Origin of the sequence: Streptomyces sp. GbtcB7, from assembly GCF_019091445.1 — a bacterium.
Taxonomy (GTDB): domain Bacteria; phylum Actinomycetota; class Actinomycetes; order Streptomycetales; family Streptomycetaceae; genus Streptomyces; species Streptomyces mirabilis.
The window spans coordinates 1-23,694 of sequence record NZ_JAGXJM010000044.1; the positions used below are offsets into that span (position 1 = coordinate 1).

The window sequence follows — 23,694 nt, forward strand, 5'->3', positions numbered from 1 at the left end:
ATGTCCGCGGTGTCGAAGAACGTCACCCCGGCCTCCGCTGCCCGCCGCACGATGGGCTCGGCCGCCTCCTCGTCCAGGAACCACGCACGCCGGGCGGGGTCGCCGTAGCTCATCATGCCGAGACAGACCCGCGAGACCTTCAGGCCTGTCGAGCCCAGCCTGATGTACTTCATGCCTGCACATCCTTAGACGTCCGTCACCCGTTGCGTCAGCCTACGCTTGGCCGGCGCTCGCGGTCGTAGGAAAGCATCCAGTCGGCGACGTCGCCGGCGATCCGCCGTACCTCGGGATGCCTTCGCGAGACTCGGCGTAAGAGCACTGTCCGCTGCGGCCCGCCCGATCGCCGCCACTTCGCCGTCGGCCGGCAGGTAGGTGAGGGCTAGCACCTGTCCGCGCGGCCGGAGGCTGGTGAAGCGAGCGAAGCATCATCCACCATGTCATGGCTGCTCTGCGTTCGCGGCTCCCGTACGGTCTCCAGGCTGCGGCCTTGTCTGAGAGGGCAGGGGAAGGGGCCGGGCAGGTGCGTCGGAGGTGTAGGCGTCGGCGTCGAATCGGCTCAGTCGGCGCACGAGCCGCCCGGTGGACCATGGCCAGGCGAAGGTGTTCCGCCCGGTGGAAGTGAAGTAGTAGCTGGTGCAGCCGCCCGTGTTGTAGACCGTGGTCGCGAGCGCGTCCTGGACGGCGGTGTTGTGGGCGGCCTGTGCGGCCGACCGGACGTCCAGGGCACAGTGGCCGCCCTGGTCGAGGTGGGCCAGGGCGGCAATGAGGTACGTCAGCTGGGCTTCCAGGACCGTGATCGCGGAGGTGGAGCCGCCGAGCAGGTTGGGTCCCAGAAGCAGGAAGAGGTTGGGGAAGCCGCTCACGGTGGTGCCCATGTACGCCTGCGGTTCACCGCCCCATGCTTCGTCGAGTGTCCGGCCGTTCGTGCCGTACAGACTCTTGGCCAGCGGCAGCTCACCGACGCGGAAGCCTGTGGCCTCGATGAGCACGTCGGTCGGGACGATGGTGCCGTCGGCGCCGACGACCTCGTTGCCGCGTACGGCGGTCACCGCGGTGGGATGCAGGCGGACGTGCGGCTGAGACAGGGCCCGGTAGAAGGTGCTGGACGTCAGAAGACGCTTGCAGCCCAACCGGTAATCCGGTGTCAGCTGCCGGCGTAGCTGCCGGTCGCGGATCGCGAGCCGCAGGTGTGCGCGGGCGCCTGCCTCGAGGAGGCGGGCGCCCTGAGGGTGGCGGAAGGCGTAGCCAAAGCCCTCCTGCAGGGCGTACTGCCCGGCGCGCAGGGCGCCGCGCGTACCGGGTACGCGGTCCAGAAGCCGGTTGAACGCCGCGGGTAGCAGCAGATCGGGCTTGGGCAGCACCCACTGGGCGGTGCGCTGGAAGAGGCCCACGGACGCAGCCTGGGCTTCGATGGCCGGGACGACCTGGACGGCGGAGGCGCCGCTCCCCACCACGGTCACCCGCCGCCCGGCCAAGTCGACGCTGTGGTCCCACCGGGCGGTATGGAACACGGGACCGTTGAAGTCCTCGATCCCGGGGATCTCCAGGCGGCGCGGGACGTGCCACGGGCCGGTGGCCAGGACCAGTACCGCCGCGCTGTAGGGCCCGTCGCTGGTCTCCAGCAGCCAGCGGGCGGCCGCCCCGTCCCACCGGGCCCCCAGAACCTGAACACCGCAGCGCAGCATGTCATCAAGCCGGTACCGCTGGGCCGTCGCCCGCAGATAGGCAAGGATTTCCCGCTGTCCGGCGAAGACCCTGCTCCAGGCGGCATCCGGGGTGAAGGAGTAGCTGTAGAGCGTCGAGGGCACATCGCAGGCGCAGCCGGGGTAGGTGTTCTCCCTCCAGGTGCCGCCGAGTTGCGTGCCCTTCTCCAGAACAAGCACATCGTTCAACCCGGCTTCGCGAAGCCGGACGGCGGCGCCGATCCCGGAGAACCCCGCTCCGACGACCACGGCCCGCAGGTCCCTGTCAGTCCGCTTCCTCTGAGCCGGGATCACAGCAACGCTCCGGTCGGGCGGGCGGCGCTGAGACCACGGCCCGCGCGCAGCTCTCGCGGCGCCGTTCGGCGGACGGATCCCGAAGAGAACCCGGCTTCGCGGGCCGCCTCGGCCGCCCGTCGTGCGGTCCCTGCCGCAGCCTGCCCGCCTGGAACGTACGGCCATGGCGAGGTGTGCGGGGCTGGCTCGGTCACAGCAGCCAATGGCAGACCTGTCTGCATCAGTACCTTCTTTCCCTTGCTCCGGGTAGATGCCGTCGGTCGGCGAGCCACCCGTGCCGGGCGACGGGTCACCCGGACACATCCACGACGTCGACCAGCCCGGCGCGTGGTCGTCCGTGCGGCGTCGTCCGCATCCACGCCACTTCGGCCGAATCCGGCGTGAGCGCCTCATGCATGCAGTTCACGAGAAGTGCTCGGGTGCGTGAAACAGGGACCGCAGAGCGTTCCGCTGACGCCACGCACTGCATGATCCCGAAGTACTCACGCCGGCAGCGCACGTAGCGCCGGCACCGGATGACGGTGAAGAAACCTCACATGCTGGGGATTTGTTCAGTCCCGGGCCGTCGAGAGCATCACTCGAACGAAGCACGGCTTATGGAGCCGTGCAGCGGCAGCGGAGTTTCTCGGACCAGTCCCGAAGCTGGTCTTCGAGAGTGACGTTGTCTCCGCAGGCCACAGTCTGCAGCGGCATGGCGCACACGGTCGCTTCGGCGGTCGGGCCGGCCGGGCTGCCCAGGAGGGGAAAGGCTGCGCGGACGCGGGCAGCGACGTTCGGTTGCAGCAGGGAGGAGGCGTAGGGAGTCGCGGCGTCGAGGCCCTGGGGGGGCGGTGCCCCAGCCGTCCCAGTCGAGGATCGTGGGGCCTGGTGGTGAGGTTGGCGGCGTGGAAGTCGCCGTGCGCGCAGGCCCATTGTGTGATCTGGGGTGCCGGGTGGCCGGTGTACTCGGGGAAGGCGCGCGAGATCCACTCCTGGCGCATGGCGGTGCGGTCGGTGGGGGTGGCCGCGATCGCCGACAGGTTCGTACGGATCGTCTCGAACCAGGGGCCGGGCAGGTCGAGTTCGTCGCGCAGGACGGGGTGCGGGGACAGCAGCGGCTCGTCGACGAACGCGGACAGCTCGGCGCGGTAGGCGTATCCGTCGCAGGTCCGGTTGTGCAGGGCGTGGAGGGCTGGTTTGCGGACGCCGGGAACGCGGCGGCGGCCCGCTCGGTGCCTTCCCAGAGTTTCCCGCCCGGCCGCCCGGCAGGGACGGATGCCAGGCGCAGCCGGCACGCGCCGTGCACGGGGTGCGCGGCGCGGTGGCCGAGGGTACGGCCGTGCCAGCCCCAGGCCTGCGGGCCATGGACGGAGGCGCCGAGTTTGCCGGTCACGTGTGTGTGCACGGCGGTCATGCGCCGGGAGTCGGCGTCATCACGGGGCGAGTACGTCAAGAGCCGTCCGGAGAGTCTCTGGGCCGGGAGTAGACCGGCGGCCGGTCCGTGGCCAGGGCCCGCTTCACGGTGTTCTTTGAGATGCCCAGCTGCCGGGCGATCGCCCGGATCGGCATCTGCTCGGCCCGGTGCAGCCCGCTGATCTCTGCCCAGTCCTCCACGGAAATCACTCTCTTCTCCTGACCTTCGATCAAGGTCAGGTTGGTCAGAAGACCACGAAGTGGGTCAGTTTTGAGCCGCGGCGGATCCACCCGTCGCCGACAAAGAGCGGTACGCCCACCGAGCGGGTGTCGAAGGCACGATCTCCCAAGGCGTCCGAGCTTTCGGGCTGCGGCGATGCCGGTAGGAGATCTCCTTGAGGGAGAAGAAGCGCCAGCTGCTGTTCTCCGCCGTGTCCAGGGTGACGACGGCACTCTCCGGCAGCCGGGCCAGGTAGGCCGCGGTCTCGTTGAAGACCTCGTCACCGTTGGGATAGCGGTAGTAGTACTCCGCTCCGGAGTGCCTGGCTGGCAGCGAACCGGTACGTCGCACTGGACGGCCAGGTGGACTCTCGGGTGCGGCTGTGGCTGAACCCTTCGATCGCCTTCCTCGTTGGGGTGACAGATCCACGGGTTGCCGCAGCGCGCCACCGTTGCACCGTCGCCGGCGCCGTCACAGCGACGCTCGTGGCGATACCGAAGATCCACAGCCATCAGGCCAAGGCCGTGACGGACGACATTGCCGCACGTGCAGTTCTCGATCCGTGCAAATACTGCGCCGGGCCAGGAGCTGGAACAGACTTGGGTCCGCAGCGGCCGCCCGCGCCGTAGAGCGCCTCGTCACCGGCACAAGCCCCCGCCACGTCCTAGGCTGCTGTCACAGCACGTTTCAGACTCACCACGTGCAGGTCAGGGTCACGAGGCCACGGACCCGTCGGTGGGAAGTTCATCCGCGTGCTCACCTACGACCAGGTAGACCACGCGCCGGGCTACCGACACCGCGTGGCCGGCGAACCGCTCGTAGTAGCAGCCGCCCAGTGTGACGTCCGCGGCCGTCTCCACACCGTGATGCCACATCCATGGTTTGCCCTTATGGCAGGCTATAGCCTAATTTCGACTTATTTATTCGATGTTGCAATCGTCAGCAGCGCCTGTGGGGCGTTCTTTGCGATCGTCAGGAATTGGCATGGCCGTCACAGGACAATCGGACTCGGACGGCGGCCCCCCGGTCATGGGTCAGCCGACAGTCGGGCATCCCAGTGTGTTCCGGGATCTGCTTCCCATGGCGGTCTGGGCCGTCGACCACGACGGGAGTGTCTGGCAGTGGGCGCTGGCGGCTGAACAACTGCTGGGCTGGCGGCCCGAGGAGATCCTGGGCCAGGACGGCCTCCCGCTGCTGGTCCCGGAGTGCAACCATGAATTGGCAGCCGACCTCATCCGCCGGGCTCGGGCCGGTGAGACCGTGGTCGGGGCGTACCCGGTGCGGCACCGGGACGGGCATCTGGTCGACATGGAGATGTGGATCTGCCCGATCGCCGACCCTCAGGGACGGCCCGGCATGACGGTCATCGCCGCCGAGACCTCATCCGTGCGGCGAATGCGGGACTCGCTGGCCGCTTTGGAAGGACTGTTCGGCCAGTCACCGATCGGCCTGGCACTCCTCGACCAGGAGCTGTGCTACGTGCGGGTCAACGGCGCACTCGCCGACATGAACGGCCTGCCCGCGGCCGACCATGTCGGTAAGCGCATCCATGACGTGGTTCCCGGCATTGATCACGCGGCGGTGGAAGCGTCGATGCGGCGCGTACTCCAAACCGGCCGGGCCGTGATTGATCTCCGCACCGGCCGCACCGCCGCGGCCCCCGACCAGGACCGCGTCTGGTCATGCTCCTACGCCCCGCTGACCGACGGCGACGGTGAGCGGCTCGGCGTGATTGCCTCAGTCATCGACATCACCGAGAACCAGGCCGACCATCTGAGGGCCGAGCGGGCCCGCCAGCGGTTCGCGCTGCTGGCCGAGGCCGGCGAGCGCATCGGCACCACCTTGGACCTGCGGCAGGCGGCCCGAGGGCTGGCCCAGATACTGGTGCCGCAGCTCGCCGACACCGCCGAGGTGCTCGTGTGGGAAGGCGTCCTCGCCCCCGACGACGTGTGCGTCTCCGCCCAGGGGCTGCTGCATCGCCTGGCCGTGGCGGGGCCCGGGCCGGCACGGGCCGCCGGTGGGCCTGCACCAGAGATGACCTGCCGCATCCCGCCCGGATCGGTGTACACAACCGTTCTTACCGAGGCCCGCCCCCGCACCGTGCCCCTGCCGCTACCCACAATGAACACCGGGCCCGCCGACCCCATGGCCGGCCTCTTTGCCTGCAGCGCGCCAGGAACGGCCCGCCTGATCCCGCTCGATGCCCGGGGCAAAGTGCTCGGCTTGGTCATCGCCACCCGTACCCGCAGCGAACCATTCGACGAACAGGACACGGTGCTGATCAATGAACTGGTCGCCCGGGCCGCGCTGAACATCGACAACGCCCGCCTGTACGCCAGCCGCCGCGAAGCGGCCCTCACCCTGCAGCGCAGCCTCCTCAAGCCACTGCCCACCGTGCCCGGACTCGAACTCGCCAGTGGCTACCTCCCGGCCAGCAGCGACAACGAAGTGGGGGGCGACTGGCTCGACGTCCTCACCCTCCCTGGCAACAAGACCGGCCTGATCATCGGAGACGTCATGGGACACAGCATCCGTGCCGCGGCGTTCATGGGACAGCTGCAGACCATGGCCCGCGCCCTGGCCTCCCAGAGCATGCCCCCCATCGACCTGCTGCAGCAGCTGGACGCCACTGTCGCCGACTTCGGCGACTGTGAGCTGGCCACCTGCGCCTACGCGGTCTACGACCCCGCCACCGCCAGCTGCCTGATCACCCGGGCCGGCCATCCTCCGCCACTCCTCGTCGAATCCCACGGCGCCGTGCGGTTCCTCGACGGGACCTGTGGTCCCCCTCTGGGCGCCCCTGTCAGTGATGCCTTCGAGTCCGAACGCGTCCCCCTGCCGCCGGGCAGCTTTCTCGCCCTGTACACCGATGGGCTCATCGAAAGCCACGACCACGATCTGGACCACGGCCTGGGCCGACTGGCCCACGCACTACGACAATCTCGCCAGACACTCTGCGAGACCCGTGACCATGTCTTCAGCCAACTCCTGCCCACACCGCTGCACGATGACGTCGCCATCCTCCTGGCCCGCCCACGATGATCAATTGGTGCGAGCCGAGACGGCGCTCCGCCCGGCTGGCGCCCAACGGCTCTACGACGAGCGGGAGAAGACCATCCAGCAAGATCGCCGACATGTTCGGCGAGCCCCCAGCGATGGTGTACGGACACTTCGACAAGACCAGGACCGTGCCCCGCCAACCGAAGACGACCATGATCACGAATCCCTGAAAAACTACCGGCAGGTTGCTTGTTCCCCGGTGCCAGGGCTGGGACTACAGGGTCATATCCGAACGATCAGACGCGGCCGGCGCACGGAAGCGCCCCGTTCCCCGGCAGCTCAAATGCCGGGGAACGGGGCGCTGTTCGCTCCCGGCGGGTCACCGACCTGTTCACGGCGATGCGCTGCCACCGCGACCCCGCGGCCCTGGCCACCTACATCTCCAGCGGGGTGCGCGCCAGTGAACTACTTGGCATGGCCTGTGGCGATGTGGGCTTCGGCCGGCCGACCATCACGGTGGTCGGCAAGGGCAGCCGGGAGCGCCAAACCGTGCCGATCTCCCCGGACGCCGTGGTCTGGATCAGGCTCTCCCGCTCCAGCCGGGTTACCGGCCGGGCCGGGCGAAACCGCGTGCTGTCGGCTACAGCCTGAAAAGGGCGGCCCTCCAGATCACAAACCCGACAGCGGAGGAGCACCCCCAAGGCAGCAGATCGGGCTTTACGAGCTGCAGAGTGGATGCACCACTCGACAATATATGTCGGTCACCGATATATATAGGCGGCATGAGTGACCGACCGCTTCAGGAGCCGACGCTGCTCCTGCTCACCGCCCTGGCCGACGAGCCCAGGCATGGTTACGGACTGATCCAGGAGATCGACGCGATCTCCCAGGGCCGCGTGCGGATGCGCACCGGCACCCTGTACGGCGCGCTGGACCGGCTGCTCCAGCAGGGCCTGATCCGGGTCGAGCGCGAGGAGGTCGTCGACGGCCGGGCCCGCAAGGTCTATGCCCTCGCCGAGCCCGGGCGCTCCACGCTGGCCGCCGAGATGGAGCGGCTGCGCGCCGTCGTCGCCGAGGCGGAGCGCCGGATGGCCGCCCGCAACGTCCCCGCCATCCGCCCGAAAGGTGCCCTGGCATGACGGAGCAGCACCCGCCGCGCCCCCTCCGCTGGGCTCTGCGCTTCCACCCGGCCGCCTACCGTGCCGAGCACGAAGCCGAGTTGAGCGCGATCTACGCCGAGGCCACGAAGGACGCCGGCCCCCTCGGCCGGCTGCGAGAGGCGCTCGACGTCGCCGGGCACGGCCTGCGGCGGCGCACCGGACTTGGCTCCGACCGGACTGCCGGTCAGGTCCTGGCGCATGCGGCACCGCTGACGGTCGCCGTCGCGACGGGCGGCAGCGGGGCGAACCTGTTGTGGTTCTTCGCCCCCGGCATCCGGACCCCGCGCTCGTCCTCACTCCCGGGCGTGCTCCTCCTGGCCAACCAGGGCCTCATGCCGCTGCTCTGGCTGGCGGCACTCGCGGCCGTCTGGACCGGGCGCTGGAGTGCGGCCCGGGCACTGGTCGTGCCGGCGACGTTGCTGCGGCTGGCCGACCTCCCCCTGCTCCTGCTCTCCCACCTCTTCGCCAGCACCTACGCGGGCGCTGCGCTGAACCTGACCGTGCCGTTGCTCACCGGCGCCGTCGTCCTCGCCGCACCCAGGGACCTGCTCGGCCCCTCCCAGCCACAGCGCGCCGCGATCGCGGGCACCACCGCGCTGGCCGTCGCGCTGTGGGGGGCGCTGCTCGTCAGCGTCTACTACCCCCTGACGGGGGGCCCGCTGATCACCCATACGCTCTGGGCCGGGGCCTTCGCGGTCGCTCTGCTCTTCAGCAGGCGTGACCGGTTGCTTGCCGCGGGCCTGGCGGTGGCCCTGCTTCCCATCGCGCTGCAGATGACGGCGTCGCTGCTCTATCCGCTTTCCCCCGCGGGCGTGGGCGCCCTGCTCGTGGTTTTGCTCAGCAGCGCGGTCTCTCTCCTGCGCGCGCGCCGGCGCCGCGCCCAGGTAACCCCACCGAGCGCGGCATAGCGGGATCCGGTGCCCGGTCGGCGGCCCGGATCGGGCCAGGGCTTCTGTCGGGTCTCCTGGCAGCCGGGTCTTGTGTGAGGTCTTCCAGGTCTTTCGACGCGGCCCGCGCCGGTGGCGCGCCCTGCGGTCACCCCTGCGACCGCGGGCCACCCTGGCCCTCCCTGCCCAGCCGGGCGCCATGCCGGGCCGGCTTTTGGCGGATGGTTCATGTCACCGCCCGCCACCGCGAACGGCCCGGACCGGCAGGGCCCGCCCCGCACTGTGGTCATCGCCGACGCGTGACACACCCGACGCAAGCACACCGACATGCGGTCGCCCGCCGCGCCTGCCGGCCGCCAAACGTAACCAGCCGCACCTGCAGCAGCGCGAAGCCATGACGATGCCACGCCACACCCAGCGCCACGGGCTGCGAGCCCGGTTCCGTCCAAGAAACCCAGACTCAGGAGGATTCATGACCGTCACGGCGTCCAGCAGCCGAAAACCAATGACGCGCCGTCGCATGCTCGGGGCAGCGCTGATCGCTGGGCTCGGGACTGCCGTGCCGCTCGGCGTCGCATCCCGCGCGTGGGCGGCTCCGACCGCCTCCAGCCCGGTGCAACTCACACTGCCTCCGCCCACCGGACCGCACCCGGTGGGCACGGTGCCGCTCCACCTCATCGACACCTCACGCCCGGATCCCGTGGCCGGCCCGGGGCATCACCGCGAGTTGATGGCCAGCGTCTGGTACCCCGCCCGCAGGGCGGAGGACCTGCCGCGCGCCCCCTGGATGACCGAGGGCGCGTTGCGGGCGTTCCTGGCGGACGCCGGCTTCCCCCTCGACCCCGCCCTCGGCCCGCTCACCGCCGCACACGTGGGCGTACCCGTGCACCATACGGGCCGTCGCCTGCCCGTCATCGTGTACGCGCACGGCTCGGGCAGCCACCGCGGCGACCACACCATCATGGTCCAGGAACTCGCCAGCCACGGCTACGCCGTGGTCACCGTCGACCACACCTACGACACGTTCACCGAGTTCCCCGACGGCCGGGTGGTCACTCCGGCCGACGTCCCGATGTACCCGAGGGACTTCGCCGCGGACCTCCGGTTCCTGCTCGACTGTGTGGAGGGGCTCGCCGCCGGGCGCAACCCCGACGTCGACGGCAAGCCGCTGCCCCAGGGCCTTCTCGGCGCCCTCGACCCGAAGTGCATCGGCGCGTTCGGCTGGTCGAAGGGCGGCACCGCCACCGCGCTCACCATGCTCGCCGACCAGCGTGTCCGTGCCGGGCTCAGCCTCGACGGCCCGATGCAGCCGACCATCACCGCCGACCTGGACCGGCCGTTCATGATGATGACCGCCGTGTTCACCCGGGCCGCCATGCCGGACGTCGCCGAGTTCTGGACGCACCTTCGCGGCTGGCGGCTGGACATCCAGGCCGACGGGGCCATCCACAACTCATACGGCGACAACGCGACGCTCATCCCGCAGGCAGGCAAGATCCTCGGCATGACCGACCAGCAGATCCAGGACTGGATCGGCACCCTCGACCCGGCCCGGTCGGTACGGATCCAACAGGCCTACCCGCTCGCCTTCTTCGACCTGCACCTGCGGCACCGCCGAGGGCATCTGCTCGACGGCCCGAGCGCGGCCTTCCCAGAGGTGAAGTTCCTTCCATGAAGCCGTGGACCGCGGCGCTCACGTCCCGCGCCGCGGTTCGCGCGCCCCGGCCGCGGCGAAGAGCTGCGGTGAGAACCTCTTGCTGTCCCCGCCGAGCAGAACCCCGTCCGGAAACCTTCCCAGCAGCTCTCCCTGGTCAGGCGCCGACAGCACCAGCCTCGGCACGTGGACGCGGGAACTCGTCCCACACCCGTCCGTCCAGCAGCCGACCCGCGGCCTTCTTACCCACACGCCGCATCTCGATGCGGTGACCAGCGTCGTCCACCGGCTCGCCGACCAGGACGGATCCGTGCGTCGAACGGCTCCTTTGGCAGCGGCCAGGTCTCGAAGTCCGCCGTCACGACCTCCACCGCCCCGAACCCGGCCAGTTGACGCGGGCGACGGCGGCCATGTCGCGCCCAGCTCGACGGCGGTGATCCGGCAACCGCGCTCGGCGAGCGGCAAGGTCGCCTTGCCGGTGCCCGCCCCCACCTCAAGGACCCGGCAGCCGGGACCGGTACCAGCCACCTCGGCAAGGTCGTTTCCTGCGCGGGGATGTTTATGGACGGACTTGTGTGCGGTCTCGAACGATGATCTTTCCGGTGTTCTTGCCGTGCAGCATTCCCAGGAATGCGTCCACGATGTGTTCGAAGCCGTCAACCACCGTCTCGTCCAGAGCGAGCCGGCCGCTCTGCAGATGCGGCACCGCGAACTCGTACAACTCTTCTTGCATGTCGCGGTAGTTGCTGACCAGGAAGCCCTCCATGCGCAGGCTCTTCTCCACGATGTCCGCGTAGTTGAAGCGCGGTGGCGGCGCGTCGGGGGTGTTGTACTGGCTGATCGTGCCGACGCGGACGATGCGCCCGAACTCGCGCAGCGCTCCCACCGCGGCGGCCAGCTGGGCGCCGCCGACGTTGTCGACGAACACGTCGATGCCGCCCGGCGCGGCCTTGCCGAGCAGGTCGGCGGCGGGCCCGTCGTGGTAGTCGAAGACGGTGTCATAGCCCACCTCCCGCGTGAGGTGGGCGGCCTTCGCCGCCGAGCCCGCGCTGCCCACGAGCCGTCCGGCGCCCAGCAGTCTGGCGAACCGCCCGGTCGCCGTGCCGACCCCGCCCGCGGCGGCCGACACGAACAGGTCCTCCCCCTGCTGGAGCCGGGCGATCCGGGTCAGGCCCACATAGGCGGTCAGGCCGGTGCCGCCGAGGGTGCTCAAGTACGCGGTCAGGGGCACCTCGTCGAAGCGGGGCAGCTGCCGGATCTCCTCGGGCGTGACCACCGCGTGCGTACGCCAGCCCTGCCGGTGGAACACGATCTCGCCCTCGGTCAGCCGAGGCGTGCGCGAGGCGATGACCCGCCCGATGGTACGGCCCTCCAGCGGTGCGCCGAGCGTGAAGCCGCCGGGCACGTCGTCCATCATCTCGCGGTGGTAGGGGTCGACGGACCAGTAGAGGTTTTCCACGAGCGCGCTGCCGGCTGCGGGGCCGGGAAGTGCGGACTCGACGAAGGCGAAGTGCCCGGCGGTGGGAAAGCCGTGGGGGCGGGCGGTCTGGTGCACGGTGAGCGCGGTCTCGTTCATGCCCGGACCGTAGGGCGGGAATGCGCCCCCTGGGCAGCCGGTTGGGCTCATGCGACACACCGTTCCATGAGCAGTTCTCATACGTTGAGGTGAGCGCCCCGTGGCCCGCACGACCGACTCCGATCTCGCCCCCCAGGAACTGCGCGTCCTGGTGGCGGTCGCGGACAGGGGCGGCTTCTCGGCCGCCGCCGGCACACTCGGTCTGACCCAGTCGGCCGTCTCCCACTCGGTTCGCGGCAGCGAGCGCAAGATCGGTGCCGTTCTCTTCGAACGCGGCCGCACCGGCGCCCGCCCCACCCCTGCCGGAGAGCAGGCCGTCGCGTACGCCCGCCGCGTCCTGCGCCTGCTGGACGTCCTGACCGCCGAGGCGCGCGGCGCGGCCCTGCCCGATGCTGCGCAGGGGCCGCTGCGGATCGCGGCTTTCCGCAGCGCGGCTCTCCATCTGCTGCCGGCCGTCCTGCAGCGGCTGCGCGCCCGGCACCCCGGGATCGAGCCGCGGGTGCGGATCGTACGCGAGGTGGGGCGCGGCACCGCGGGCGAAGTGGCCGATGGGAAGGCCGACATAGCCATCGCCACACTGGGCGGCTCCGTGCTGCTTCCGCCCGGTCTGGTCGCAAGCGGGCTCCTTGAAGAGCCGTATGCGCTGGTGCACGCGACGGGTCACGCCGCCCCGCGCTCACTGCCGCTGGTCGACTGGGCCGAGAACTGTGGCTCGTACACCCGCGGCTGGTGGGCTGCGCAGGACTGGATCCCGAAGGCAACCGTCGAGGCCGAGGACGACGGAGCGGTGCTCTCCTTGGTGAGCGGAGGCCACGGAATGGCGATCATGCCGGCGCTGTCCTTGGTCGGGGCACCGGACTCGGTCGGGATCACTGATCTCGGCCCCGAGCGCCCGACCCGCCAGGTCGGCTATGTCACCACTTCCGAACTGGCCGGTTCCGCTGTCGTGCGCGCCTTGGTGAGGGGACTGCGGGCGTCGGTCCCGCCGGGTGTGAGCCTTCTCAGCGGCGGGGCTTGATCGGGTCGGGTGGGCGGGCTGCCTGAGGCAGGCGGGAAGAACTCCATGGAATCCGGCAGAGAGTACGGCTCCGCAAGCCCCAACGGGTCGCATTCCACTCCTGGGCCTTCGCCCAGCTCGCAGACTTCATCGTCTACAAGGCCCGCAGGGCCGGCGTGCCCGTGGTGTTCGTCGATCCCGCCTACACCTCGCAGCAGTGCTGCCAGTGCGGCCACACCGACAAGAAGAACCGGGCAGGCCAGGCCCTCTTCACCTGCCGGAACTGCGGGGCGCGAGTCACGCGTCCCTGCCACCCCATAAGGGTGTCTGGACGGAGGAGCCCACCCAGCAGCCAGTTGGGCGCCACCTCCAAACCCGGTCCATTAGGGCCGGGTCAAGTTGACTCCTGCTGTCCTGGGGGCTGTTCAGCAGGTGTCTTGCCGGCGAGCACATCCTTGAGCCGCTGCGTACCGAGAGTGACAGCCTGCTGGGTAGAGTCGGCCTCGGTGCCGCGAAGCCCTCCGTTCGTCACCGCGATCGCGTTGGTGCCGACACGGACGGCGGCAAGATCAAGCGTCAGCGTGGCGGGGTTGTTACCCACCGGGCCCTGAAGCGTCAGGCGCAACCCCTGGCGAGAGTCGCCGGCCTTCGGCAGCGAGGTCTCGATGACCTGGGCAGTGCGGGTGCTTCCGTCCTTGCCCGTGACGGTGAACTGGTCACACTTCACCGGCAGCGTCTTGAGCCAAGCCAGCGATGAGTCCAGTTGCCCACGGTCATAGCCGGCGACCTGATAGAGCATTCGGGCGCCGTCACTGCCACCCGAGAAGCCTGCCACCGCACTTGTCCCGGAGGGCTTGCCCAACAGCGCGTCACTGTAGAGCACGTCGAGCAGCTTCTGGCAGTCAGCAGCGGTCGTTTTGCTGTCGGTGAAGAACTGGGCAGCATCCACTTTGCCGATGAGCAGCGAATCCCGCCAGGTGGCGGCATCGTTGACCCGCGTCCAATTGCCCTCCAGATTCGTCGCGTTGATCAACGCGGTTTCCGCCTCCGCCTGGGTCAGAGCTCCAGCGGACCTGGATGACGTAGAGGTCGCTGCGCCGCTCCCGTTCGAGCAGGCCCCAGTGGCCGACATGGCGCCCGCAGCCAGGGCCAGGGCAAGGAACCGGGCAGCACGGGGTGGGTGACGAATCATCGCCGATGCCTCCTGAGGGACTCCCAACAGCACATTCCTGTGCCACTGCATCACTGCCCCTCCCGCCCCACGAGTCCTGCGGCCCGTATGGGTGGCAGCTCACCCTCACTCCGTGCGTTCGCCCGTACGGAGATGCGACCACCTTCCGCCCGGCCCAGACCTCCTGCTCCCGCAGGCGCGCAGCGGAACGGCGAGGCGCGCCAAGGGCTGGTGGCCGCGGATGATTCCTCCGCCGGACAGCCGTACGCTCCCGGACTGGCATGCGGGCGTCCATAAGGCCATCGACCCCTGCGCCGAGGGGACGGCGACGGGACACCCTCCCCTCCGCTACCCCACCGGCCCCCTCCCGCGCAGTGGGCACCGACACCCCCCGCGCGCACCAAGAGGCCATTGAGGCGTCCGGCCGCTCGTGGCAGCACGTGCACCCGGCCGGCATGCCCCGCCTTGCGGGGGCCACCGTCTCCCAGCAGCCTGTTGGACGGGGACGGCGAGAAAGGGAGCCCTGCGATGACCCAGCATCCGCCCACGGCGCCGCTCGACCGGCCGGTGGTCGGCTCGTACCCGACCTACGAGGGCGCCCAGCGCGCGGTCGACTTCCTCTCCGACAGCAAGTTCCCGGTGGAGCGCACCGCGATCATCGGCTCCGACCTGCGGATGGTCGAGACGGTCCTCGGCCGGCTCACCCGCGGCCGGGCGGCCCTGGCCGGCGCGGGCTCGGGAGCCTGGTTCGGCCTGCTCATCGGCCTGCTCCTGTCGCTGTTCGCCGCGGGCAACCACCACGTCCTGGTGCTGATGATCAGCGGCCTGTTCTACGGCGCGATCTTCGGTGCGCTCTTCGGCTTCGCCGGCCACGCGTTCACCGGAGGCCGCCGCGACTTTGCCTCCCGCAGCCAGATCGTCGCCGCCCGCTACGACGTGGTCGCCGAGACGGAGGTCGCGGAAGAGGCGAAGAGTCTGCTCATCAAACTCGGCTGGCGCGAAGGCTGAGCAGGACGGCCGGCCGCCGCGACCGCACGGTCCGGCACTGGACGGTGAGGACCCGTCACCGGTCCACGAGACTGCAGACGGTGAGGGCGAGCGCGGCTCCGGCCACGGTCAGGCCCACCAGGACGCCGACCTGCTGCCAGTCTCCGCAAGAGTCGGGCCTGCGAGCTCCTGCACGGTAGACGGTGAGCATGGCAGGTGGACGATCACGCCTTCGCCACGGAGCTTTCCCTTCCTCCCCGTAGCGAGTGCCCCACCGGACCGCATACGTGCTCCTACCCGCGGAGTTGGCCGACGCGCGGCGGCACGGGATGCGGGCACGGCGGCGGGATCGGCTGGCCCGCAGGAGCAGGAGCGGTCGGCGCACGGGGGCGGGAACGGTCGGTGCGGGGTGCAGGAACGGTCGGCGCGGCTGCGGCAGCCGCCCCGGCGGCGGGCGTGCGTGGGGCGGGGCCGCCCGGGCGGCGGGAGTTCGGCCTGCGGCGGGAGTTCCGGCGGCCGGGGCCTTGGCTAATCTGCACGGGTGACCACCGACCTGACCCTGCTGCCACGTGTCGCCTATCGCGGGCAGGAGGTCACCGCGCCCCGGCTCCGCGGTCTCCTCGCGCTGCTGGCGGGCGACTTGCGCTCGGGATGCAGCACCGAGCGGCTGGTGGCCGGGCTGTGGCCGGACGAGCTGCCGGAGCGGCCCGGAAAGGCGGTGCAGGTCCTCGTGTCCAGGGCGCGGGCGCAGCTGGGCGCCGGCGTCCTCGCGAGCACCCCGGCCGGATACCGGCTCGCGCTCGCCGACGACCAGGTCGACAGCTCCGCCCTGCTGCTGCACGCCGCCGCCGGCGCGGACCGGGCCAGGGCCGGGGACCACGCGGGATCGCTGGCCGCGGCCGAGGCCGGGCTCGCGCTGTGGGAGGGCACTCCTGACGGGGCCGGCAGCGCCGACGACCCCGTGGCCGCGTTGCGCGCCGAGCGCGCCCCGGTCCGCGACGCGCTCGTACGCGCGCGGGCGCTCGCGCTCGCCCGGCTGGGGCGGCATGCGGAGGCGGCCGGGCCGCTGGCCGTGGCCGCCGCGGAGCATCCGCGGGACGAGGAAGTGCTCGCCGAGCTGCTGCGCGGCGAGGCGGCGACGGCGGGCCCGTCCGCCGCGCTGATGCGGTACGAGGCGTACCGGCGTGAGCTGCGCGAGACGCTCGGCACGGATCCGGGCGCCGGGCTCAAGGCCGTACAGCAGGAGCTGCTGCGCGGCGAGTCGCCCGTGGTCCGGCACGGTGTGCCGCACGAGCCGAACCCGCTGCTGGGCCGGGACGAGGACGTCGCGGCGGTGGAGCGGCTGCTGTGCGCCTCCCGCGCCGTCACCGTCGTCGGCCCCGGCGGCCTCGGCAAGACCCGGCTCGCGCACGCCGTCAGCCGCCGGGCCGAGCAGCGCGTGGTGTATTTCGTGCCGCTCGCCGGTGTCACGGCGGACGAGGACGTGGCCGCGGAGGTGGCCTCCGCGCTCGGCGCGGGCGAGGGGCGGCCCGGCGCTGTGCGCGGTCACGACCCGGTGTCCGGCATCCTCGGTGTGCTCGGCTCCGGGTCCGCGCTGCTGGTCCTCGACAACTGCGAGCAGGTCATCGCCGGTGCCGCCGGCCTCGTACAGGCGCTGGTCTCGTCCTCGAAGGACCTGCGGGTGCTGGCCACCAGCCGGGCTCCGCTGGGCCTGACGTCGGAGGCGGTGTACGCGCTGCCGGAGCTGGGTCTCGGCGTCTCCGTCGAGCTGTTCACGCAGCGGGCCCGGGCGGCGCGGCCCGGCGTGGAGCTGCCGCCGGACGCGGTGGCCGGGCTGTGCCGTCACCTCGACGGGCTGCCGCTCGCCGTGGAGCTGGCCGCGGCGCGGGTGCGGGTGCTGTCGGTGCCGGAGATCGGCCGCCGCCTCAGTGACCGGTTCGCGCTGCTGCGCGGCGGGGTGCGGGGTGTGCCGGAGCGTCACCGCACGCTGCACGCGGTCGTGGAGTGGAGCTGGAACCTGCTCGCGGAAGACGCCCGGGCGGCGCTGCGCACGCTGTCCGTGTTCCCCGGGGGGTTTGGCGGTGAAGCGGCGGAGCGGGTCCTCGGCGAGGATGCGCTGTTGCTTCTCGAGCAGTTGGCCGGTCAGTCGCTGCTCACCGTCGCCGAGACCCCGGCCGGGGTGCGGTTTCGGATGCTGGAGACCGTACGGGAGTTCAGCGCGGCCCGGCGTGCGGAGACGGGCGGGGACGAGGAGGCCGTGGGCCGGCTCCTCGCCTGGGCGCGGGACTTCGGGGTCGCCTACCACGACGCGCTCTTCGGCTCGGATGCGCAGGCCGCCTGGGAGCGGATCAAGGCCGAGCAGGACAACCTCGTGCTGGCGCTGCGGCACGCCCTGGCCCGTACGGACAACCCCGCCACCGCCGCCGTCACCGCCGTCCTCGCCAGTCTGTGGTCCACCGGCACCAACTTTCCCCGCCTCGCCGCCATCACCGCGGACACCGGCCCGCCGCTGTCGCACTACCACCCTGGGCCCGAGTACGTCGAAGTCGCCCGCACCGCCGCGGTGTTGGGCACGGCGACCGTGTTCATGGGCCCCGGCCCGCGCGCCGTACGCCAGCTCGTCACCCTGCGGCGGCTGCCTCCGGCCCCGCCGGACACACTGATGCGCGCCACCGCGATCGTGCTGAGCGCGATCCCCGAGATACGGCCTCCCGGCTACGACGTGCTGCGGAGGCTCTGCGAGGGCGAGGGCGAGGGCGGCAGCGCGCAGCCGTTGCTCTCCGGCATCGCCGAGTGCGTCGCCTGCTACGTCTGGGAGTTCGAGCACGACATCGACCGCGCGCTCGTCTCGGCCCGCCGGGCGGTCGCCGGACTGGCGGCGGTCGACAACCCGTCCGTGCAGCTGATGGTGCATTCCCGGCTGAGCGAGCTGTGCCTGCGCACGGGGCGGGGCGAGGAGGCGTACGAGCATCTCCAGGCGGCGCTCAAGGTGCTGCCGCGGCTCGGGGACGGGCACGACTACATCAGCATCCGCTCGCTCCTGGTTCTCGCCTGTCTGCAGCGCGGCGAGACCGACGAGGCCGAGGACTGGTTGCGGCAGGCGGAGAGCGACAACACCCCGCAGGAGGACGACTTCTACCGGCCCGACCTCGGCGGGCGCGCCGAGATCGCGCTCGCCCGCGGGCTGACGGAGGTCGGGCTCGGCCTGTGGCGCGGTGCTGTGGAGCGGATGCTCGCGGCCGGCTCGCTGCGCGGCGGCGACGCCCGGCTCGACCCGTGGGCGTTCCTGATCCAGTCGGTGGCGGTGACGGCGCACGCGCATGCCGGCCGGCTCGGGCTGGTCGCGGAGGTGGTCGACCGGCTGCGGCAGCGGCTGCGGACGCTGCTGTGCGATCCGGTCGGCTCGCCCTCCGAACTCCCCTTGTTCGGCACGGTGTTGCACGCCCTCGGTATGACGGGGCTCGCGTCCGGCGACACCGATGCCGTACGGATGATCGCGCTGGCCGAACGGCTGGGGGTGATGCGCGAGTTCCAGCCGACGATGTCGGCGGACCGCGCCCGGAAGGCGGCGGAAGTCGCCGACAGGGCGGCGTACGCCGACGCGGTGTCGGGGTACGCCGCCCTGGAGCGGGACGAGTTGCGGGAGGCGGCCCGCGCTGTCATGGCCGCTACTTCGGGTCGCGGTTGAAGGACGCCGTCGACCAGCGGTAACCGAGCACGGTCAGGCCGACGCACCAGGCGATCGCGATCCACCAGTTGTTGCCGATCCCGGTGCCGAGCAGCAGGCCGCGCAGGGTCTCGATGGCCGGGGTGAACGGCTGGTACTCGGCGATCGGCTGGAACCAGCCCGGCATCGTGTCGGCCGGGATGAAGGCGCTGGAGATGAGCGGGAGGAGGATCAGCGGCTGCGCGCTGTTGCTGGCCGCCTCGGCGTTCGGGCTGGCCATGCCCATCCCGACGGCGATCCAGGTGAGTGCCAGGGCGAACAGCGCGAGCAGGCCGAACGCCGCCAGCCATTCCAGGGCGGTTGCGTTGGTGGACCGGAAGCCGATGGCGACTGCGACGGCGCCGACGAGGACCACGCTGGCGATGCACTGCAGCACGCTGCCGACGACGTGCCCGACGAGCACGGACCCGCGGTGGATCGCCATCGTGCGGAAGCGGGCGATGATGCCCTCGTTCATGTCGGTGGCGACGGACACCGCGGTCCCGATGACGGTGCCGCCGATGGTCATCATCAGGATGCCCGGGACGATATAGGCGATGTAGTCGGAGCGGTCGGCGCCGCCGATGCCCGTGCTCATCACGTCGCCGAAGATGTAGACGAAGAGCAGCAGCAGCATGATCGGGGTGAGCAGCAGGTTCAGGGTGAGGGACGGGTAGCGGCGCGCGTGCAGGAGGTTGCGGCGCAGCATCGTGTTCGAGTCGCGGACGGCGAGGGAGAGGGCGCTCATCGGACGTTCTCCTTGGGCTGGTTCGGCTGGTTGGGCTGGGTGGGGACGGTGGTGGGGCCGGTCAGGGCGAAGAACACGTCGTCGAGGTCGGGGGTGTGCACGGTCAGCTCGTTGGCCTCGATGCCGGTGGAGTCGAGCCAGTCGAGGATGGCGCGCAGTTCGCGCTGGCTGCCGCCGCTGGGGATCTGCAGCGCCAGTGCCTCGTCGTCGCGGGTGACCTCGCGCAGGGCGACGGCGGCGGACTGGTAGGCGGCGGGGTCGGTGAAGCGGAGCCGGACGTGGCCGCCGGGGACGAGCCGCTTCAGCTCGTCGGCACTGCCTTCGGCGGCGATCTTGCCGTCGTTCAACACCGCGATGCGGTCGGCGAGTTCGTCGGCCTCGTCCAGGTACTGGGTGGTGAGGAAGACGGTGACGCCGTCGGAGACCAGCTCGCGGATGATCTGCCACATGTTGTGGCGGCTGCGCGGGTCGAGGCCGGTGGTCGGCTCGTCGAGGAAGATGATCCGCGGGTCGCCGACCAGCGTCATGGCGAGGTCGAGGCGGCGCTTCATGCCGCCGGAGTAGGTGGAGGCGGGCTTCTTCGCGGCCTCGGTGAGGTCGAAGCGCTCCAGCAGTTCGGCGGCGGCGCGGCGCCCCTCCTGCTTGGACAGGTGGTGCAGGTCCGCCATGAGGAGCATGTTCTCCTCGCCGGTGATCAGGCCGTCGACGGCGGAGAACTGTCCGGTGACGCCGATCGCGGCCCGTACGGCCTGCGGGTCGGCGGCGAGGTCGTGACCGCCGACCCGCAGCTCGCCGGCGTCGGCGGTGATGAGGGTGGAGAGGATCTTCACGGCGGTGGTCTTGCCGGCGCCGTTCGGGCCGAGCAGGGAGAAGACCGTGCCGACCGGCACCGCCAGGTCGATGCCGTCGAGGACCGTCTTGTCGCCGTAGGCCTTGCGCAGCCCCTTGGCCGCGATGGCGAGTGAGTGCGAGGTCGTTGTCGTCATGCCGAGGAGGTTGCGGCAGGGCGCATTCAGCGCGGTTTCACGATGGTTTCAGCGCCCTGGAACCGGGCGGCGGAGGCGCAATGTCCTGTTGCCTCCCTGCTGTTGCGGCCTCAGCGCGGCCGGCGCCGCGCCCCGGTGGGCCGGGCCTGTGCCCGGGCTGCCGGGTGGGGGCGGGAGGTGTGCACGGCTCGTACCGACGCGGCCTGGGCGAGCGGCCGTTGGGGTTGCCTGCGGGTCGTCGTCCGGATCCGGCATCTGTCACGGCGCTCTCCTGGCCGCGGCAGGAGAGGCGGCTCGCGTTCCGCGCGGGGTGTTTTCTGTCTGGTGGGCGGTCCTGTGCTTGAGCGGACGTCGGTGGTTCGAGTCCACATCCTCTATGTGCCGCGCGGGAGACAGAAGGAGCCCCCAGACGGCGGTGACGCCGGCCGGGGGCCCCTTGACGCGGTGAGTCTGCGTCAGCCGTCGGACTCCGAGGAGGGGATGTAGGCGCCCGGGACGTCCTTGGGCGCGAAGATCTTGTCCTCACCGGGGTAGGGCTTGGTCCATCCGTGGGTCTGGTACCAGGTGAAGTGGTTCATCTGTGCGGGGTTCGCGAAGTCGGGAATGGCGCCCGGCCCGGTCAGCCGCTGGTGCGTCTTCCACTCCTCCCACGTCGCCGCGAGTGCCCGCTTGTTGGCCGGCACCTTGGCCGAGGGCACGGGCGCCGCGCTGGGGTCCTGCGGTGCCGGGGTGTCCACGCCGCAGGCGGGCGGGGTCTTCAGGCCGTCGGTCAGCGAGGTCCGGTTGGGCAGCGCCTTGAACGGCGTGAAGTCGGGCTGCCGGGTGAACGCCCCGCGCATCGGGGTGGCCGCGCTGTCCTTCTGGTTCATCGGGTGGATCCCGAGGATCTGCTCGATGGTCCGGATCATCGTGATCTGCGAGTAGTAGTGGCTGTCGACGGCGGCGTGCTGGGCCCAGGGGCTGATGATCTGGATCGGGGCACGGTGGCCGTCGACGTGGTCGAGGCCGGCCTGGGAGTCGTCCTCGACGACGAAGATCGCCGAGTCCTTCCAGTACTTGCTGTGCGAGATCTCATCGACCATCCGGCCGACCGCGAGGTCGTTGTCCGCGACCTGGGCGGCCGCGTTCGCCGGGCCACCGGTGTGGTCGTTGGAGAGCCAGAACATGTTCAGGTTCGCCGGACCGTTCTTCTCGAAGTCCTGCTTCCAGATCTGCTCCTTGTAGACGTCCGGGACGCTGGTGTCGAACAGCGGGAAGCCGGGCACCGACACCTTGTTGAGCGACGGGATCGCCGAGCCCGTTTGAATGGGGTAGGCGGTGTCCTGCCCGGTCGCCTCCATGTTCTTGGTGTCGCAGTACAGGTTCTGCCAGGACGCACCGGCCGGCTTGCTCTCGAACGACTGGAACTCGCCGAAGTCCTTGACGGACTTCCCGGCCGCCTGCGCACCGGTCCAGATGAAGCCGGACTTCTGGTGGCCCAGAGCGTCGTCCTCGGTGTCGTAGCTGCGCGTGTACTCACCGGCCGAGGACTCGGTGTACTCCGGGTCGTCGGCCTGCATCAGCCAGTTGTGACCCTCGGCGGAGTTCGTGCCGATGTCGTATGTGTTGTCGTACAGCCCGAACTGCGAAGCCAGCGCGTGCTGGTTCGGCGTCACGTTCTCGCCGAACTGCGTCACCGACGGGTCGCCGTTGCCCTGCGGCATGTCGCCGAAGACCTGGTCGTAGGTCCGGTTCTCCTTGACGATCATGAAGACGTGCTTGATCGTCGAGGGAGCGCCGAGCCGCGCCGGGACCGGCACCGGCTTCTGGTTGCCCTTGCCATGGGCCAGCGAGACCGAGCCGCGCGTCCAGCCGTTCTGTTTGAAGACCTTGCCCGTCTGGGACCTGATGACGCTGTCGTCGGGCAGCGTGAACTGCGTCAGGCTCGACGTCGTGTCGTGGGTGCCGTGTCCGGCCTTGCTGGTGGGGCGGCGGGCGTCGATACCGCGGGTGTTGGAGACGATCACCTTCTTGCCGACGGTGGTGATCTCCGCGGGGAAGTAGTCCGTCGGGAGCAGGCCGACGTAACTGGCGGGCTCCTGCGGTGACTTGTAGCGGTAGACGGCGACGGCGTTGGCGCGGCCGAGCGTCACCAGCAGACGGCCGTCGTCGGTGAGCGTCACCGCGTTGGGCTCGTAGCCCACCGACGCCTCCGGCCACGGCTGGGTGGCGATGGTCTGCACGACCTTGTTCTTGCGGGTGTCGATGACCGACACGTTGTTGTCGGCGGTGTTGGTGACGAACACCGCCCCGTTCTTGGCGTACAGGGCTGTCGGGTGCAGACCGACGTCGATGCTCCCGACGGCTGCGGTCGGGTCCGCCAGGTCGATGACACTGACCGTGCCGGTGGTGGTGGCACCGGTCTGCGGGTTGGCCGGGACCTGGGTGCCGTAGGAGTTGATCGTGGTGTCGCCGGCCTTGGCCGGGCGCCCGCCCTCGTTGCTGACGTAGAGCTTGTTGCCGGCCATGGCGATGCCACGGGGTGCGTTGCCAACGGCCCAGCTCTGCTTGATGGTCCCGGTCGCCGCGTCGATGGCGGCCACCCGGTTCTGGCCATTGACCGCGCAGTACACGGTGGAGCCGTCGGCCGAGAACACCGCGGCACCCACGAGTGCGTGCTTGGAGCCGTCGGCCGGGATCGAGATGGTCGTCGGGCTGGAGAGGGTTCCGTCCGAATTCACGGTGAACTTGGTGTAGCCGTCGCTCTGGCCCAGCCACAGCTGCGAACCGTCGGGCGAGTACGTCGGGCCCTCCTGGCCGACGGCGCCGCTCGTGATGCGCAGGTCGTCCGTCGAGGCGGTGCCGACGCGCTGCTGCACCTGTCCGGTCTTGAGGTCCATGACGACCAGCGACGCGTCGCCGTCGGTGACCGAGGCCGCGAGATGGCCCCCGTCCGGGCTGACCGAGGACGACATGATCTTGCCGTTGTTGATGACGGTGCGGCTGCCGTACGGGGCGATGTACTGGTCGCTCGAGATGACCTGGCCGTTGGCGGTGATCTGGCCGACCTGCTGGGTGGCGAACTGGCTTGTCGAGGCAACAGCGGTGCCCGTGACGGCGAGGGCCACAGCGATGCCCGCCGCTACCAGAGTGCTCCGGCGTCCGACGCGTCTGCCAAAGAGGTTGATCTGTTCCTTCTCGTTGCTCCGACGCTGCCGTGCTACCTGCATGGAG

Annotated in this window: 18 protein-coding genes and 4 pseudogenes; 10 read left to right on the plus strand and 12 right to left on the minus strand. The window is 70.6% G+C overall.

Annotation, left to right across the window (positions count from 1 at the left end; all coding sequences use genetic code 11):
• On the minus strand, nt 1-173 hold a 173-nt coding region (locus KVT44_RS45970; protein WP_217574208.1), incomplete at its 3' end, for an aldo/keto reductase.
• A 264-nt stretch (nt 174-437) separates the two neighbouring features.
• Nucleotides 438-1,952: an NAD(P)/FAD-dependent oxidoreductase gene (locus tag KVT44_RS45975; protein WP_308314297.1), complete on the minus strand. Its 1,515-nt coding sequence runs from the start codon at nt 1,950-1,952 to the stop codon at nt 438-440.
• A 984-nt stretch (nt 1,953-2,936) separates the two neighbouring features.
• Here KVT44_RS45975 and KVT44_RS45980 point away from each other — a divergent pair.
• Entirely contained in the window at nt 2,937-3,128 is a 192-nt protein-coding gene (locus tag KVT44_RS45980) for a hypothetical protein (RefSeq protein WP_217574129.1), read from the plus strand.
• Between the two features lie 300 nt (nt 3,129-3,428).
• On the opposite strand, the pseudogene KVT44_RS60290 reads toward KVT44_RS45980, so the two are convergent.
• From KVT44_RS60290 to KVT44_RS45995, 3 genes and pseudogenes are all read right to left on the minus strand, one after another.
• Nucleotides 3,429-3,599 (minus strand): annotated as a pseudogene (locus KVT44_RS60290) (helix-turn-helix domain-containing protein); the annotation flags it as partial.
• Between the two features lie 55 nt (nt 3,600-3,654).
• On the minus strand, nt 3,655-3,960 hold the full coding sequence (locus KVT44_RS45990) for a hypothetical protein (RefSeq protein ID WP_217574131.1): 306 nt from the start codon (nt 3,958-3,960) through the stop codon (nt 3,655-3,657).
• A gap of 362 nt (nt 3,961-4,322) precedes the next feature.
• Nucleotides 4,323-4,481, minus strand: a pseudogene (locus KVT44_RS45995) (phosphate transport system regulatory protein PhoU); the annotation flags it as partial.
• Nucleotides 4,482-4,689: 208 nt separating this feature from the next.
• Between KVT44_RS45995 and KVT44_RS46000 the strand changes: the two are divergent.
• The 5 genes from KVT44_RS46000 to KVT44_RS46020 all read left to right on the plus strand — a co-directional run bounded on the left by KVT44_RS46000 (nt 4,690) and on the right by KVT44_RS46020 (nt 10,331).
• The gene (locus KVT44_RS46000; RefSeq protein WP_254650811.1) at nt 4,690-6,651 is read left to right on the plus strand and encodes a SpoIIE family protein phosphatase; all 1,962 of its coding nucleotides are present in this window, start codon (nt 4,690-4,692) and stop codon (nt 6,649-6,651) included.
• Nucleotides 6,652-7,008: 357 nt separating this feature from the next.
• A complete protein-coding gene (locus KVT44_RS46005) occupies nt 7,009-7,260 on the plus strand; it encodes a tyrosine-type recombinase/integrase (protein WP_217574134.1) in 252 nt (83 codons plus the stop codon).
• A 131-nt stretch (nt 7,261-7,391) separates the two neighbouring features.
• Complete coding sequence (locus KVT44_RS46010; protein WP_099919252.1) at nt 7,392-7,748, plus strand: PadR family transcriptional regulator; 357 nt, start codon at nt 7,392-7,394, stop codon at nt 7,746-7,748.
• Nucleotides 7,745-8,677, plus strand: coding sequence for a hypothetical protein (locus KVT44_RS46015; RefSeq protein ID WP_217574136.1), 933 nt, complete (start codon nt 7,745-7,747; stop codon nt 8,675-8,677). Before KVT44_RS46010 ends, KVT44_RS46015 begins: the two co-directional genes overlap by 4 nt.
• 451 nt (nt 8,678-9,128) lie before the next feature.
• On the plus strand, nt 9,129-10,331 hold the full coding sequence (locus KVT44_RS46020) for an acetylhydrolase (RefSeq protein ID WP_217574138.1): 1,203 nt from the start codon (nt 9,129-9,131) through the stop codon (nt 10,329-10,331).
• 293 nt (nt 10,332-10,624) lie between these two features.
• On the opposite strand, the pseudogene KVT44_RS59045 reads toward KVT44_RS46020, so the two are convergent.
• Both KVT44_RS59045 and KVT44_RS46025 read right to left on the minus strand, forming a co-directional pair.
• Nucleotides 10,625-10,853: pseudogene (locus KVT44_RS59045) on the minus strand (class I SAM-dependent methyltransferase); the annotation flags it as partial.
• Between the two features lie 16 nt (nt 10,854-10,869).
• Nucleotides 10,870-11,886, minus strand: a complete 1,017-nt coding sequence (locus KVT44_RS46025) for an NADP-dependent oxidoreductase (protein WP_217574140.1) — start codon at nt 11,884-11,886, stop codon at nt 10,870-10,872.
• 100 nt (nt 11,887-11,986) lie between these two features.
• Between KVT44_RS46025 and KVT44_RS46030 the strand changes: the two genes are divergently transcribed.
• Both KVT44_RS46030 and KVT44_RS46035 read left to right on the plus strand, forming a co-directional pair.
• Complete coding sequence (locus tag KVT44_RS46030) at nt 11,987-12,904, plus strand: LysR family transcriptional regulator (RefSeq protein ID WP_217574142.1); 918 nt, start codon at nt 11,987-11,989, stop codon at nt 12,902-12,904.
• 35 nt (nt 12,905-12,939) lie between these two features.
• Nucleotides 12,940-13,173 (plus strand): annotated as a pseudogene (locus KVT44_RS46035) (zinc ribbon domain-containing protein); the annotation flags it as partial.
• A gap of 104 nt (nt 13,174-13,277) precedes the next feature.
• Here KVT44_RS46035 and KVT44_RS46040 read toward each other — a convergent pair.
• Nucleotides 13,278-13,916, minus strand: a complete 639-nt coding sequence (locus tag KVT44_RS46040) for a hypothetical protein (protein ID WP_308314298.1) — start codon at nt 13,914-13,916, stop codon at nt 13,278-13,280.
• 666 nt (nt 13,917-14,582) lie between these two features.
• On the opposite strand from KVT44_RS46040, the gene KVT44_RS46045 reads away from it, so the two are divergent.
• Nucleotides 14,583-15,062: a general stress protein gene (locus KVT44_RS46045; protein ID WP_054231705.1), complete on the plus strand. Its 480-nt coding sequence runs from the start codon at nt 14,583-14,585 to the stop codon at nt 15,060-15,062.
• Nucleotides 15,063-15,117: 55 nt separating this feature from the next.
• On the opposite strand, the gene KVT44_RS60295 is transcribed toward KVT44_RS46045, so the two are convergent.
• The gene (locus KVT44_RS60295) at nt 15,118-15,252 is read right to left on the minus strand and encodes a hypothetical protein (protein ID WP_302832192.1); all 135 of its coding nucleotides are present in this window, start codon (nt 15,250-15,252) and stop codon (nt 15,118-15,120) included.
• Nucleotides 15,253-15,582: 330 nt separating this feature from the next.
• On the opposite strand from KVT44_RS60295, the gene KVT44_RS46050 reads away from it, so the two are divergent.
• Complete coding sequence (locus tag KVT44_RS46050) at nt 15,583-18,729, plus strand: BTAD domain-containing putative transcriptional regulator (protein WP_217574144.1); 3,147 nt, start codon at nt 15,583-15,585, stop codon at nt 18,727-18,729.
• Here the strand turns inward: KVT44_RS46050 and KVT44_RS46055 are convergent.
• From KVT44_RS46055 to KVT44_RS46065, 3 genes are all read right to left on the minus strand, one after another.
• Nucleotides 18,710-19,495, minus strand: coding sequence for an ABC transporter permease (locus tag KVT44_RS46055; protein ID WP_217574146.1), 786 nt, complete (start codon nt 19,493-19,495; stop codon nt 18,710-18,712). The genes KVT44_RS46050 and KVT44_RS46055 overlap by 20 nt on opposite strands.
• Nucleotides 19,492-20,481, minus strand: coding sequence for an ATP-binding cassette domain-containing protein (locus tag KVT44_RS46060; protein WP_217574148.1), 990 nt, complete (start codon nt 20,479-20,481; stop codon nt 19,492-19,494). The genes KVT44_RS46055 and KVT44_RS46060 overlap by 4 nt, the downstream gene beginning before the upstream one ends.
• A gap of 455 nt (nt 20,482-20,936) precedes the next feature.
• Nucleotides 20,937-23,690 carry a bifunctional YncE family protein/alkaline phosphatase family protein gene (locus KVT44_RS46065; RefSeq protein ID WP_217574150.1) on the minus strand — a complete coding sequence of 918 codons (2,754 nt, stop codon included), beginning with the start codon at nt 23,688-23,690 and terminating at the stop codon, nt 20,937-20,939.
• Nucleotides 23,691-23,694 lie beyond the last annotated feature (4 nt).